The organism is Streptomyces sp. NBC_00224 (genome assembly GCF_041435195.1).
Taxonomy (GTDB): domain Bacteria; phylum Actinomycetota; class Actinomycetes; order Streptomycetales; family Streptomycetaceae; genus Streptomyces.
Genome location: NZ_CP108106.1, coordinates 4,965,006 through 4,978,267, shown reverse-complemented (window position 1 = coordinate 4,978,267; position 13,262 = coordinate 4,965,006). Strand labels below are relative to the sequence as shown.

The 13,262-nt window shown below is 71.0% G+C and carries 12 protein-coding genes and 3 tRNA genes; 9 read left to right on the top strand and 6 right to left on the bottom strand.

Features of this window, described 5'->3' with window-relative positions; all coding sequences use genetic code 11:
- Window positions 1–42 precede the first annotated feature (42 nt).
- The 3 genes from purF to OG965_RS22220 form a co-directional block, all read right to left on the bottom strand.
- Complete coding sequence (gene purF, locus OG965_RS22230; RefSeq protein WP_371653832.1) at window positions 43–1,569, bottom strand: amidophosphoribosyltransferase; 1,527 nt, start codon at window positions 1,567–1,569, stop codon at window positions 43–45.
- Window positions 1,570–1,810: 241 nt separating this feature from the next.
- On the bottom strand, window positions 1,811–2,602 hold the full coding sequence (locus OG965_RS22225; protein WP_371653831.1) for a sterol carrier family protein: 792 nt from the start codon (window positions 2,600–2,602) through the stop codon (window positions 1,811–1,813).
- Window positions 2,603–2,765: 163 nt separating this feature from the next.
- Entirely contained in the window at window positions 2,766–3,428 is a 663-nt protein-coding gene (locus OG965_RS22220) for a TetR/AcrR family transcriptional regulator (protein WP_371653830.1), read from the bottom strand.
- 208 nt (window positions 3,429–3,636) lie between these two features.
- On the opposite strand from OG965_RS22220, the gene OG965_RS22215 reads away from it, so the two are divergent.
- Window positions 3,637–5,091, top strand: a complete 1,455-nt coding sequence (locus tag OG965_RS22215; protein WP_371657022.1) for an MFS transporter — start codon at window positions 3,637–3,639, stop codon at window positions 5,089–5,091.
- Window positions 5,092–5,222: 131 nt separating this feature from the next.
- Here OG965_RS22215 and purL read toward each other — a convergent pair whose 3' ends face one another.
- Genes purL through purS form a run of 3 tightly spaced genes read right to left on the bottom strand, consistent with a single transcriptional unit; the run spans window position 5,223 to window position 8,400 of the window.
- Window positions 5,223–7,472: a phosphoribosylformylglycinamidine synthase subunit PurL gene (gene purL / locus OG965_RS22210; protein WP_371653829.1), complete on the bottom strand. Its 2,250-nt coding sequence runs from the start codon at window positions 7,470–7,472 to the stop codon at window positions 5,223–5,225.
- Entirely contained in the window at window positions 7,472–8,152 is a 681-nt protein-coding gene (purQ, locus tag OG965_RS22205; RefSeq protein ID WP_371653828.1) for a phosphoribosylformylglycinamidine synthase subunit PurQ, read from the bottom strand. Before purQ ends, purL begins: the two co-directional genes overlap by 1 nt.
- The gene (gene purS / locus OG965_RS22200; RefSeq protein ID WP_067162360.1) at window positions 8,149–8,400 is read right to left on the bottom strand and encodes a phosphoribosylformylglycinamidine synthase subunit PurS; all 252 of its coding nucleotides are present in this window, start codon (window positions 8,398–8,400) and stop codon (window positions 8,149–8,151) included. Before purS ends, purQ begins: the two co-directional genes overlap by 4 nt.
- A 331-nt stretch (window positions 8,401–8,731) precedes the next feature.
- On the opposite strand from purS, the gene OG965_RS22195 reads away from it, so the two are divergent.
- The 8 genes from OG965_RS22195 (at window position 8,732) to OG965_RS22160 (ending at window position 13,257) form a co-directional block, all read left to right on the top strand.
- On the top strand, window positions 8,732–9,049 hold the full coding sequence (locus OG965_RS22195) for an Lsr2 family protein (protein WP_371653827.1): 318 nt from the start codon (window positions 8,732–8,734) through the stop codon (window positions 9,047–9,049).
- Between the two features lie 135 nt (window positions 9,050–9,184).
- Window positions 9,185–9,256, top strand: a tRNA-Gly gene (locus tag OG965_RS22190).
- Between the two features lie 78 nt (window positions 9,257–9,334).
- Window positions 9,335–9,407 (top strand) — tRNA-Gly (locus OG965_RS22185).
- Between the two features lie 129 nt (window positions 9,408–9,536).
- Window positions 9,537–10,460, top strand: coding sequence for an ABC transporter ATP-binding protein (locus tag OG965_RS22180; RefSeq protein WP_371653826.1), 924 nt, complete (start codon window positions 9,537–9,539; stop codon window positions 10,458–10,460).
- The gene (locus OG965_RS22175) at window positions 10,457–11,263 is read left to right on the top strand and encodes an ABC transporter permease (RefSeq protein ID WP_371653825.1); all 807 of its coding nucleotides are present in this window, start codon (window positions 10,457–10,459) and stop codon (window positions 11,261–11,263) included. The genes OG965_RS22180 and OG965_RS22175 overlap by 4 nt, the downstream gene beginning before the upstream one ends.
- Before the next feature lie 85 nt (window positions 11,264–11,348).
- Window positions 11,349–12,530: a sensor histidine kinase gene (locus OG965_RS22170; protein ID WP_371653824.1), complete on the top strand. Its 1,182-nt coding sequence runs from the start codon at window positions 11,349–11,351 to the stop codon at window positions 12,528–12,530.
- A complete protein-coding gene (locus OG965_RS22165) occupies window positions 12,527–13,162 on the top strand; it encodes a response regulator (RefSeq protein WP_371653823.1) in 636 nt (211 codons plus the stop codon). The genes OG965_RS22170 and OG965_RS22165 overlap by 4 nt, the downstream gene beginning before the upstream one ends.
- 22 nt (window positions 13,163–13,184) lie before the next feature.
- Window positions 13,185–13,257 (top strand) — tRNA-Gly (locus OG965_RS22160).
- Window positions 13,258–13,262 lie beyond the last annotated feature (5 nt).

Genomic DNA, 13,262 nt, shown 5'->3' with positions numbered 1-13,262 from the left:
AGTGAGAACTTTCGTGTCGTACTGCAGGGTTCGTGCGGGCGCCTACGGGCGGCGCAGCGCGTCGGCCGCGGCCGTGGCGGCGGGACCGGCCGCGAGCTCGGTCTCCAGGAGCTGCTTGCCGAGCAGCTCGGGGTCCGGGAGCTCCATCGGGTAGACCCCGTCGAAGCAGGCGCGGCAGAGGTTGTCCTTGGGGATGGTGGTCGCCTCGATCATCGCGTCCGTCGAGATGTACGAGAGCGAGTCGGCGCCCAGCGAGGTGCCGATCTCCTCGATCGTCATACCGTTGGCGATCAGCTCGGCGCGGGTCGCGAAGTCGATGCCGAAGAAGCACGGCCACTTGACCGGCGGGGACGAGATCCGGATGTGGACCTCGGCGGCCCCGGCCTCGCGGAGCATCTTCACGAGCGCGCGCTGGGTGTTGCCGCGGACGATCGAGTCGTCCACGACCACCAGGCGCTTGCCCCGGATGACTTCCTTCAGCGGGTTCAGCTTGAGGCGGATACCGAGCTGGCGGATGGTCTGCGAGGGCTGGATGAAGGTCCGCCCGACGTAGGCGTTCTTGACCAGGCCCGAGCCGTACGGAATGCCGCTGGCCTCCGCGTAGCCGATGGCGGCGGGGGTGCCGGACTCGGGAGTAGCTATCACCAGGTCGGCGTCGGCAGGCGCTTCCTTGGCGAGTTTCCGCCCCATCTCCACGCGGGAGAGGTAGACGTTCCGCCCGGCGATGTCGGTGTCGGGGCGCGCCAGGTACACGTACTCGAAGACGCAGCCCTTGGGCTTCGCTTCCGCAAATCGAGAGGTGCGGAGTCCGTTCTCGTCGATGGCGACGAGCTCGCCCGGCTCGATCTCGCGCACGAAGCTGGCGCCGCAGATGTCGAGGGCGGCGGTCTCGGAGGCGACCACCCAGCCGCGCTCCAGCCGGCCGATGACCAGCGGGCGGATGCCCTGCGGGTCACGGGCGCAGTACAGCGTCTGCTCGTCCATGAAGACCAGCGAGAACGCGCCCTGCACCTGGGGAAGGACCTTGGCGGCCGCTTCCTCGACGGTGAGCGGCTTGCCGTCGTCGTCGGTCTGCCCCGCGAGCAGGGCGGTGACGAGATCGGTGTCGTTGGTGGCGGCGACCTGGGTCGCGCGACCGTTCTCCTTCGGCAGGTCGGCGACCATCTCCGCCAGCTGGGCGGTGTTCACCAGGTTGCCGTTGTGGCCGAGCGCGATCGAGCCGTGGGCGGTTGCCCGGAACGTCGGCTGCGCGTTCTCCCACACGGAGGCACCGGTGGTCGAGTAGCGGGCGTGACCGACCGCGATATGACCTTGGAGGGAACCGAGAGAGGTCTCGTCGAAGACCTGGGAAACGAGCCCCATGTCCTTGAAGACGAGGATCTGGGAGCCGTTGCTCACCGCGATACCCGCGGATTCCTGGCCCCGATGCTGGAGGGCGTAAAGCCCGAAGTAAGTGAGCTTGGCGACCTCTTCACCCGGAGCCCAGACACCGAAGACGCCGCAAGCGTCCTGGGGGCCTTTCTCGCCGGGGAGCAGATCATGATTGAGTCGACCGTCACCACGTGGCACGCCACCGAGTGTAGGCGAGATCGACCACTGGTCCGAATTGGGGATACGGACGAGACGGGGGTGGTGGGCGGTTTGTGGCATCTGCCGGACGGGGTGGAGCAGGCCTTTTCCCGCCAGGGCGGGAAAAGGCCGGGGAAGGGGCCGGGCGGGAAATGTGACGGAGGTCGCGCGGGCCCCGGCGGGGGCCCGGCCGGAAGTCACCTGCCGTAGCCGAATGACCACCTCGGCCGGGCCGTATTCGTCAGCGGGAAAGCACCGGCAGGAGTGCGGAGAGGTCCGCCCGCTCCCCGCTCGCCGCAACCCGCCCCCCGTCCAGCTCGTCCGCCCACGCCCTGCGCCCGGCGGCGAGCCGGATCCAGGTGAGCGGGTCGGTCTCCACGACGTTCGGGGGCGTGCCCCGGGTGTGCTTCGGGCCCTCGACGCACTGGACCACCGCGTACGGCGGGACGCGCACCTCGACCGAGCCGCCCGGCGCCTTCACCGCGAGGGCGTCGGCGAGCAGCCGGGTGCAGGCGGCGAGCGCCTGGCGGTCGTACGGGATGTCCAGGCCGGGCACGGCGTCGTTCAGGTCGTCGGTGTGGACGCAGAGCTCGACCGTGCGCGTGACCAGGTGGTCGGCGAGGGTCATGGTGCCGAGGACCGTCCTGACGAGCCGGGTGTCCTCGGCGCTCGGGAGCAGCTGCCCGGTGCGGGCGGCCACGTCGGCGTAGAGCGCGGCGAGGTCCGGCCGGGCGGCCGGAGTGCCGGCGGGGGCTGCTGCGGTGGCGGTGGCGAACGGCCAGTCCGGCAGGGTGACGTCCGGGCGGCCGGGGGCGGGCGCGGGCTCGGCCAGGTTTCGGGCGACCACGTCCACGGCCCGCGCCAGATGCGCGGCGAGGTCGTACACGGTCCAGCCCGCCAGCCGGGTCGGCCGCTCCAGCACGTCGGGCGCGAGAGTCGCCACCGCTTCCCGTACGTGCGCGAACTGGGCGAGGACGGCGGCGCGGGTCTTCACCGGGTCGTAGCTGCGCGTGCGCTTCTTGGCGGGAGGCATGATCGCGAGCCTATGCGGTGGGCGTGGGGCTTACAGGTTCGGCTGCGGCCCGGTGGGGGCTGAGCGCGCAGTTCCCCGCGCCCCTAGGCAGTTAGGGGCGCGGGGAACTGCGCGAGCAACCCAGCACGGTCCGCAGCCGACCCACCGTCATCCCAGCGAAGCGCTACCCCTTGGTCGCGAAGTCGCCGAGGCCGAATTCGACCAGGTCGAAGGCGCGGGTGGCCAGGCGGACGGCGTCCGGGACGATGTCCTCCGCCGGGTCGCCGAGCAGCAGGCGGCGGTGGTTCTCGCTGACCAGCGTCGCGCGCGTGCCCATCAGCTGGGCCGCCGCGACCCGGGCGAGCACCCGGTCCCCGGTCTCCTCGCCCAGCGCCTCGGCGACCAGGTCGGAGCTGCGCACGAGGGCGGTGCGGGCGCGGTTCAGCAGCACCGGGGTCTCCATGATGAGCCGCAGCAGCTGGAGCACTATCGCGTCGTCGCTGAGGCCGATGGACGCGTCGCGGGCCTCGACGGCCGCCAGGTAGTGGGCGCGCACGGCGACGACGGCGGACTCGCCCGCCGGGCGCTCGCGGACGGCGCGGACCACGTCGCCGCTGTGCTCCTCCATCGGCCGGAGCGCCAAGTCCTCTTTCGACTCGAAGTGGTTGAAGACGGTCATCTTCGAGACGTCCGCCGCCTCGGCGATCTCGGCGACCGAGACCTTGTCGTAGCCGCGCTGGGCGAAGAGGTCGAGGGCGGTGGCCATGAGCCGACGCCGGGTCTGCCACTTCTTGCGTTCCCGCAGGCCCATATGGGCCGGTGCGGGCTTCTCCACGTACTCCGCCATGGGCGCCACTGTACCAGGATGAATTTTAATCCAGGATGAAAAGTTGACTCAGTACAGAATGTGGGTCAGGGTGGTGCCCACGACTACGGCGAGCGGCCCGACTGCCGCCCCGGAGGGGGAATCCACCATGCCCAAGACCCTGAGCACACCCATGCCGAAAACGGCGCGGCCGGCGAGCGCCGAGGAGGGGGCGCGTCCGGCGCCGGTCATGTCGGCGGGCCAGGTCAAGATCGGCTTCGCCCTCTGCCTGGTGACGATCCTGCTGGCGGTGCTCGACACGAACATCGTGTCGGCCGCGACCGTCCCGATCGTCCGCGACCTCGACCCGGTCCACGGGGTCGACAAGATCCCGTGGCTGATCAGCTCGTTCGCACTCGCCTCGGCGGCAGTGCTGCCGCTGTACGGGAAGCTGTGCGACACGATCGGCGCCAAGAAGGTCTTCGTGGGCGCGATCGCCACGTTCCTGGTCGGCTCGGCGCTGTGCGGGGCCGCTCGGTCCATGGGTGAACTGATCGCGGCGCGGGCCGTGCAGGGCGTCGGCGGGGGCGGCCTGATGAGCGTCACCATGGTGGTGCTCGCCCAGCTGAAGGGCCCCGGGGACGAGGACGGCGGGGGCGGCCGGGGCAAGGGCGGCAGCATCGGCGGAATCGTCGCCGGGGCCGGGATGGCGCTCGGCCCGTGGATCGGCGGCACACTCGCCGACCACGCGAGCTGGCGCTGGATCTTCTACGTGAACCTCCCCGTCGGCCTCGCCGTGCTGGCCACCGCCGTCGTCGTCCTGCGCCTGCCGGTCACGCCCGTACGCCACCGCATCGACTACCTCGGCGCGGCGCTCGCCGCGGCCTTCTCGGTCTCGCTGCTGCTGATGACGGAGTGGGGCGGCAAGGACTACGCCTGGTCGTCGCCGGTGATCATCGGGCTCGCGATCGCCAGTGTGGCGGCGCTCGCGCTGTTCCTGCGCCGCCAGACGACCGCGGCCGAACCGATCCTGCCGCTGTCCATGTTCAAGGTCCCGGCCGTCCGCCTCGGCTTCGCGATCCAGGGGCTGGTCGGCGCGGCCATGATGGGCACGCTGGTGTACGTGATGATCTACCTCCAGGTCGTCCGGGGCATCGAGGCCACGTCGGCGGGCCTGTATCTGATCCCGATGGCCATCGGGATGACCGCCGTCGGGCTCGGCTCGGAGCGGCTGGGGGCGCGCTGGTCGCAGAAGACGTTCGTGCTGACGGGTACGGTCGCGGCGACGGCGGCGCTGGGCCTGCTGGCCACGACACAGGTGTCCACGAACCTGTGGCAGATCCGGGCCGAACTGCTCCTGATGGGCATGGGGTTCGGCCTGCTGATCGGCCAGCTGATCCAGATCGTGCAGGCGGCGGCCCCGGCCCGTCAGCTGGGTGTCGCGACGACGGGGGTCCGGTTCTTCCAGACGCTGGGCAACGCGCTGGGGGCGGCGGTGTTCGGCACGATCCTGAGCCGGGTGTACGAGGCGTCCGGCCCGGGGGGTTCGACTGGTTCGCTGGGCGCGCTGCGGGGCGCTGCGCGGGCGGACGGCGTCCACGCGCTGACATCCGGGATGGATGTGGTGTTCGTGGTGGGGGCGGTGCTGATGGCGACAGCGGCGTACTTGGCCACGCGCCTGCCGAGCCCCACGCCTGGGGCTTGATCCCCCACCCCGCCCCTTCCCGAAAGCCCTCTGGCGGGCGGCCGGGTTCGTCGACTGCGGGCCGTCTGTGGCTGGTCGCGCAGTTCCCCGCGCCCCTATAGGGGCGCGGGGAAGGGGCGGGGACGGGCCGACTACGCCAGCAGCGCCGGGATCGTCGCCTCGTGGACCTGTCGCAGCTCGCTCAGCGGCACGCCGAACTCGCCCTGGACCTCCACCGACTCGCCGTCGACGACGCCGATCCGGGTCGCGGGCAGACCCCGCGCCCCGCACATGTCGGTGAACCGGAGCTCCTCGCTGCGCGGGACCGCCACGATCGCGCGGCCGGCCGACTCGCTGAAGAGGAACGTGAAGGCGGACAGGCCGTCCGGGACGACCAGGCGCGCACCGTTTCCGCCGCGCAGGCAGGACTCGACCACGGCCTGGACCAGACCGCCGTCGGACAGGTCGTGCGCCGCGTCGATCATGCCGTCGCGCGAGGCGGAGATCAGGATCTCGCCGAGGAGCTTCTCCCGGTCCAGGTCCACCCGCGGCGGCAGCCCGCCCAGGTGGTCGTGGACGACCTGGGACCAAGCCGAGCCGCCGAACTCCTCCCGCGTGTCACCCAGGAGGTACAGCAGCTGCCCCTCCTGCGCGAACGCGATCGGCGTACGGCGGTTCACGTCGTCGATCACGCCGAGGACGGCGACGACCGGCGTCGGGTGGATCGCCGTGTCACCGGTCTGGTTGTAGAGCGAGACGTTGCCGCCGGTCACCGGGGTGCCCAGCTGGAGGCAGCCGTCCGCGAGGCCACGGGTGGCCTCCGCGAACTGCCACATCACGTCCGGGTCCTCGGGCGAGCCGAAGTTCAGGCAGTCGGAGATGGCGAGGGGCTTCGCGCCGGAGGCCGCCACGTTGCGGTACGCCTCCGCCAGCGCCAGCTGCGCGCCCGTGTACGGGTCGAGCTTCGCGTACCGCCCGTTGCCGTCCGTCGCCATCGCGACGCCGAGGTTCGTCTCCTCGTCGATGCGGACCATGCCCGCGTCCTCGGGCTGCGCCAGGACCGTGTTGCCCTGCACGAACCGGTCGTACTGGTCCGTGATCCAGGACTTGGACGCCTGGTTGGGGGAGCCGACCAGCTTCAGGACCTGCGCGCGCAGCTCCTCGCCGGACTGCGGCCGCGGCAGCTTGCCCGCGTCGTCGGCCTGGAGCGCGTCCTGCCAGGAAGGGCGGGCGTACGGACGCTCGTACACGGGGCCCTCGTGGGCCACGGTCCGCGGCGGTACGTCCACGATCTGCTCGCCGTGCCAGAAGATCTCCAGGCGCTCGCCGTCCGTCACCTCACCGATGACCGTGGCGATGACGTCCCACTTCTCGCAGATCTCCATGAACCGCTCGACGTACCGCGGCTCGACGACCGCGCACATCCGCTCCTGCGACTCGCTCATGAGGATTTCCTCGGGAGACAGCGTCGCGTCGCGGAGCGGGACCGTCTCCAGCTCCACGCGCATGCCGCCCGAGCCTGCCGAAGCCAGCTCCGAGGTCGCGCAGGACAGGCCCGCGCCGCCCAGGTCCTGGATGCCCGCGACCAGCTTCTCCTTGAAGATCTCCAGGGTGCACTCGATGAGGAGCTTCTCCTGGAAGGGGTCGCCGACCTGGACGGCGGGCCGCTTGGCCGGTCCGGTCGACTCGAAGGTCTCCGAGGCCAGGACCGACACACCGCCGATGCCGTCGCCGCCCGTACGGGCGCCGTACAGGATCACCTTGTTGCCGGGGCCGGACGCCTTCGCGAGGTGGATGTCCTCGTGCTTCATCACGCCGATGCAGCCGGCGTTGACCAGCGGGTTGCCCTGGTAGCACTCGTCGAAGACGACCTCGCCGCCGATGTTCGGCAGGCCGAGGCAGTTGCCGTAGCCGCCGATGCCCGCGACCACGCCCGGCAGGACGCGCTTGGTGTCGGGGTGCTCGGCCGCGCCGAAGCGCAGCGGGTCGACGACCGCGACCGGGCGGGCGCCCATCGCCAGGATGTCGCGGACGATGCCGCCGACACCGGTGGCCGCGCCCTGGTAGGGCTCGATGTACGAGGGGTGGTTGTGGGACTCCACCTTGAAGGTGACCGCGTAGCCCTGGCCGACGTCGACGACGCCCGCGTTCTCGCCGATACCGACGAGCATCGCGTCGTTCTCGGGGACCTTCTCGCCGAACTGGCGCAGGTGGACCTTGCTGCTCTTGTACGAGCAGTGCTCCGACCACATCACGGAGTACATGGCGAGCTCGGCGCCGGTGGGGCGGCGGCCCAGGATCTCGCGGATCCGGGCGTACTCGTCCTCCTTGAGGCCGAGCTCCTTCCAGGGCTGCTCGACGTCGGGCGTCCCGGTGGCGTGCTTGACGGTGTCGAGGCTCATCAGGCGTTGACCAGCTTCTTGAGGATCGAGGTGAAGAAACCGAGGCCGTCGGTGCGGCCGGTGCCGACCAGCGGCTCCACGGCGTGCTCGGGGTGCGGCATCAGGCCGACGACGTTGCCGGCGGCGTTGGTGATGCCCGCGATGTCGCGCAGCGACCCGTTCGGGTTGAAGTCCATGTAGCGGAACGCGACGCGGCCCTCGGCCTCAAGCTCGTCGAGCGTGCGCTCGTCGGCCACGTACCGGCCGTCCATGTTCTTGAGCGGGATCTGGATCTCCTGCCCGGCCGTGTAGTCGGCCGTCCAGGCGGTCTCGCTCGTCTCCACCCGCAGCTTCTGCTCGCGGCAGATGAAGTGCAGGTGGTTGTTGCGGAGCATGGCGCCCGGCAGCAGGTGCGACTCGGTCAGGATCTGGAAGCCGTTGCAGATGCCGAGGACCGGCATCCCGGCCTTCGCCTGCTCGATGATCGTCTCCATCACCGGCGAGAAGCGGGAGATGGCTCCGGCCCGCAGATAGTCGCCGTAGGAGAAGCCGCCGGCCAGGACGACCGCGTCGACCTGCTTGAGGTCCTTGTCGCGGTGCCACAGCGACACCGGCTCGGCACCCGCGATCCGCACGGCCCGCAGGCTGTCGCGGTCGTCGAGCGTCCCGGGGAAGGTGACGACACCGATGCGAGCAGTCACTTGGACTCCTCGACCTTCACGGTGAAGTCCTCGATGACGGTGTTGGCGAGGAACGTTTCAGCCATCTCGTGGATGCGGGCGAGGGCGGCCTCGTCGAGGGGCCCTTCCACATCCAGCTCGAAACGCTTCCCCTGGCGGACATCCGCGATCCCCTCGAAGCCGAGACGGGGAAGTGCGCGCTGCACCGCCTGTCCCTGCGGGTCGAGGATCTCCGGCTTGAGCATGACGTCGACTACGACGCGTGCCACTGGCACTCCCGTGGTGGTGTGGTGCGAAGGCGGTTCCCTCAGAGTACCCGGCCGGAAAATCTACGCGAGTAGATATCGGAGGTGTCCGATCACGTTCCGGTTTCGGCCGCGACAACACGTGGGAAAAATCCCGGGAAAAACGGTCCACGCACATTGCGATCGGACACGCGGATGCAATTGGCTGGGCTTCACAATGCAATGCCTACCGCTGTACAAAGGTTTCTCAGGGGAAACCCGAGAGAAACAGCATTGCTCCAAAACCGCCGGAAGGCCGGTATCGCCGCACGTCAGACACGTGGGAACGGCGGACCGTAGGAAGGAACCGATATCCGTGGCTCAACGCGTAGTGGTCACGCTCTCCGACGACCTGGACGGCGGAGACGCGGCGGAAACGGTCACGTTCGGCCTGGACGGGAAGGCCTACGAGATCGACCTCAATCCCGCCAATGCAAAGAAACTGCGCAAGGCCCTCGCCCCGTTCGTCGAGGCGGGCCGCAAGCAGTCGAAGTCCGGGAGGGCGTTCCGGCACACGGCCGTGGCCCCCGACCCGGCGGCGGTCCGCGCCTGGGCCCGGTCGAACCAGATGGAGGTGCCCGCGCGCGGCCGCATCCCCAAGAAGGTCTACGAGGCGTTCGGCGCGGCGGTCTGAGGGCCTGAGGAGGAGCGGGGGCCGGGGCGCCGGACTGGCGGCCCCGGCAACCGAGTTGCATTGCACCCGGGGTGATCAGCTAGAGTCTGGAGCACGCCGAGGGGCAAGGCCGAAAGGCCGGGTCTCCAGCAGCGTGCGGGTGTAGTTCAGTAGCAGAACATCCCCCTTCCAGGGGGAAGGCGCAGTGTGCAATTCCTGTCACCCGCTCTGCATCGCTTACCGACCACGGTTGTGGATCAGGTACAGTGGTGTTCGCACCGCCGGTGAGAGCCGTGCGGCAGCAATGCGGACGTGGCTCAGTTGGTAGAGCATCACCTTGCCAAGGTGAGGGTCGCGAGTTCGAATCTCGTCGTCCGCTCAGAAGCGAAGGCCCCGGTCATCAGACCGGGGCCTTCGTCGTATCCGCGCGAGCACCGCTGACATTTGTCATCCCGACCCGTGACACCCCGCACTGCCCCCTGCCCCGCTCCCGCGGAACGCTGGACGCATGCCAGATGTGATCGAGGTCGAGGAGCTGCGGCGCACTTACGCCGGGGGCTTCGAGGCCGTTCGTGGAATCTCCTTCTCCGTGGCGCGCGGCGAGCTCTTCGCGCTGCTCGGCACCAACGGCGCGGGCAAGACGTCCACCGTCGAGCTGCTCGAAGGCCTCGCCCCGCCGAGCGCCGGATCCGTCCGGGTGCTCGGCCACGACCCGTACACCGAGCGCGCCGCCGTACGCCCCCGCACCGGGGTGATGCTCCAGGAGGGCGGCTTCCCGTCCGAGCTGACGGTGGCCGAAACCGTACGGATGTGGGCGGGATGTACGAGTGGTGCCCGGCCGGTGGGCGAGGCGCTGGAGCTCGTCGGGCTCGCCCGGCGCGCGGACGTACGCGTCAAGCAGCTGTCCGGCGGCGAGAAGCGGCGGCTCGATCTCGCCCTCGCCCTGCTCGCCCGGCCCGAGGTGCTCTTCCTCGACGAGCCGACCACCGGCCTGGACGCCGAGGGCCGCCACACCACCTGGGAGCTGGTCCGCGAACTGCGGGACGCGGGCACCACCGTGCTGCTGACCACCCACTACCTGGAGGAGGCCGAGGCGCTCGCCGAGCGGCTCGCGATCCTCCACGAGGGGCGCATCGCCGCCGCCGGGCGCGTGGACGAGGTGGTCGCCGCCCAGCCCTCGCACCTCTCCTTCGAGCTGCCCGACGGCTACCACCTGGGCGACCTCCCGCCGCTCGCCCTGCTCGGGGTCAGCAGCCACCGGACCGAGGGCCGGACCGTACGGCTGAAGACCACCGCGCTCCAGCACGCCGCCACCGAGCTGCTGCTGTGGGCCCGGGACAGCCGCGTCGAGCTGCGCGGCCTCGACATCCGGGCCGCCTCCCTCGAAGAGGCCTTCCTGCAGATCGCCCGGGAACAGGAGTCGACCCGATGAGCACCACGGCCGTGGAACCGCGCGTCGGGACGCCCTCGCCCGGCACCCCCGCCTCCCGGATGAAGTCGCTCGCCCGCGCCGAACTCACCCTGCTCGGCCGCAACAAGGCGGCGATGTTCACCGCGCTCGTGCTGCCCGCGATGCTCACCTTCTCCATGAGCTCGGCCGCGCGCGGAATGGACCTGAAGGACACCGGGCTGACCGTCGGCACGGTCCTGCTGCCCGGCTCGCTCGGCTACGTGCTGCTCTTCGCCGTCTACTCGGCCCTCGTCGGCGTCTTCGTCGTACGCCGGGAAGAGCTCGTCCTGAAGCGGCTGCGCACCGGCGAGCTGCGGGACCGCGAGATCCTCGCCGGCGCCGCGCTCCCGCCGGTGGCGCTGGCGCTCGTGCAGTGCGTGCTGCTGGCAGTCGGCTGCACCCTCGTGATGGACATGGCCGCGCCCCGCGCGGTGTGGCTCGCGGTGACCGGACTCGCCCTGGGCGCCGCCCTGATGTGCGTCCTGGCGGCGGCGACCGCGGCCTTCACCCGGTCCGCGGAGGCCGCGCAGATCTCGGTGATGCCGATGCTGCTCCTGTCGATGGTGGGCTCCGGCATGGTCGTACCGGTGGACCTCATGCCCGACGCGATGGCGTCGGTCTGCGAACTGCTGCCGCTCTCCCCGGCGATCGCCCTGATCAGGGGCGGCTGGACCGGCGGGCTCGACACCGGCGAGGTGCTCGGCCACCTCGCCACGGCGGTGGCCTGGACGCTGCTCGGCGTGTTTGCTGTACGCAAGTGGTTCCGCTGGGAACCACGGCGCTGACACAGGGGGATGACGGGTGCTCGGTCGGATACGCCGGATCAGCGGCTGGCGACGGCGCTGGCAGGCGCGCAGCAGGATCCAGAAGATGGACCTGTACACGCGCAACACCATGAAGACGATGCTCTGGTTCTTCCTGCTGACCTGGGGCGGCCTCCCGATGCTCGCGGCCGGCCCCCGGAGCGCGCCGGTCACCGCGCTCAGCGTGGCACTGCTGGCACTGAACATCGCGCAGGGCGTCGTCGGCACCCGCCGGATCGGCCCGGCCTACGACGACTACCTCGGCCACGGCACCTTCCCCCGCCGCCTCCTGGTGGCCCCGGCCGTGCTGCTCGGCGTCGGCACCGCGCTGCTCGCGGCGCTCACCGCCGCGGACACGCGCAGCGTCTTCCCGCTGCTCCTCACCGACCTGCCGATCGCGCTGATGATCCCGTACGCCCTGCTGGTCCCGGCCCGCACCTTCCTGCTGCACTGCCTGGGCTACGCGGCCGCGGTCGTCGCCTTCTTCGCGGCGGCCGGGGTGCGGGGCATGGAGCTGGTCGCGCCGCTGCCGATGGTGGTGGCCACCGGCGCCCTGATGCTGATCACGGTGCGGCCCGGCGCCTGGGGGCTGCGGAACATGTGGCAGGCCGAGGAGGCCAAGGACGTCCAGGCGCGGCTCGCCGTCGCCGAGGAACGGCTGCGCTTCGGGCGGGACATGCACGACGTCCTGGGCCGCAACCTCGCGGTGATCGCCCTCAAGAGCGAGCTCGCCGTACAGCTCGCCGAGCGCGGACGGCCCGAGGCGGTGGCCCAGATGATCGAGGTCCAGCGCATCGCGCGGGAGTCGCAGCGAGAGGTACGGGAAGTGGTGCGCGGATACCGCGAGGCGGACCTGGCCGTCGAACTCGACGGCGCCCGGGGCGTGTTGGAGGCCGCCGGGATCGACTGCACGGTCACGGGCACGGCGGCCGGGCTGCCCGCCGGGGTGCAGTCGGCGCTCGGCTGGGTGGTGCGCGAGGCCACCACGAATGTGCTGCGGCACGGAAACGCGCGCAGCTGCGCGATCCGGCTCGCGGCCGACGGCCCGGCCATGACCCTGGTCGTGGAGAACGACGGCGTCCCCGACCGCGCCCCCGCCGCCCCCGGCTCGGGCCTGGCGGGTCTGCGCGAACGGCTCGCCCCGATGGGCGGCACGCTGGAGGCGGCCCGCACGGGCGAGCGCTTCCTGCTGACGGTGACCGTACCGCTGCACAGCGCCGCGGAACTGGCCGAGGAGCTGACCGTATGACCACGCCCGACGGGGCAGGGGCGGCGCCCCTGCGTGTCCTGCTCGCCGACGACGAGCATCTGATCCGGGGCGCGCTCGCCGCGCTGCTCGGCCTCGAAGACGATCTGACCGTGGTCGCGGAGGCCGCGTCCGGGCCCGAGGCGCTGGCGATGGCGCGGGCGCACCGGCCCGATGTGGCCGTCCTGGACCTGGAGATGCCGGGGGCCGACGGTGTGAGTGTCGCCACATCCCTGCGGGCCGAGCTGCCCGGCTGCCGCACCATGATCGTGACGAGCCACGGGCGGCCCGGCCACCTCAAGCGGGCGCTCGCGGCCGGGGTGCGCGGCTTCGTACCGAAGACCGTGAGCGCCCGCACACTCGCCGAGATCATCCGGTCCGTACACGCGGGAAACCGCTATGTGGACCCGGAGTTGGCGGCCGACGCGATCTCCGCCGGGGACTCGCCGCTGACCGCCCGCGAGGCGCAGGTGCTGGAGCTGGCGGCGGACGGGGCGCCCGTCGCGGAGATCGCGGAGCGCGCCGGGCTCTCCCCGGGAACGGTCCGGAACTACCTCTCCTCGGCCGCCACGAAGCTCGGTGCCGAGAACCGTCATACGGCCGTGCGTCTCGCACGCCGCCGCGGGTGGGTATAGTTGGCTCCGCGCTACGGCGCATGCGGACGTGGCTCAGTTGGTAGAGCATCACCTTGCCAAGGTGAGGGTCGCGAGTTCGAATCTCGTCGTCCGCTCAGCG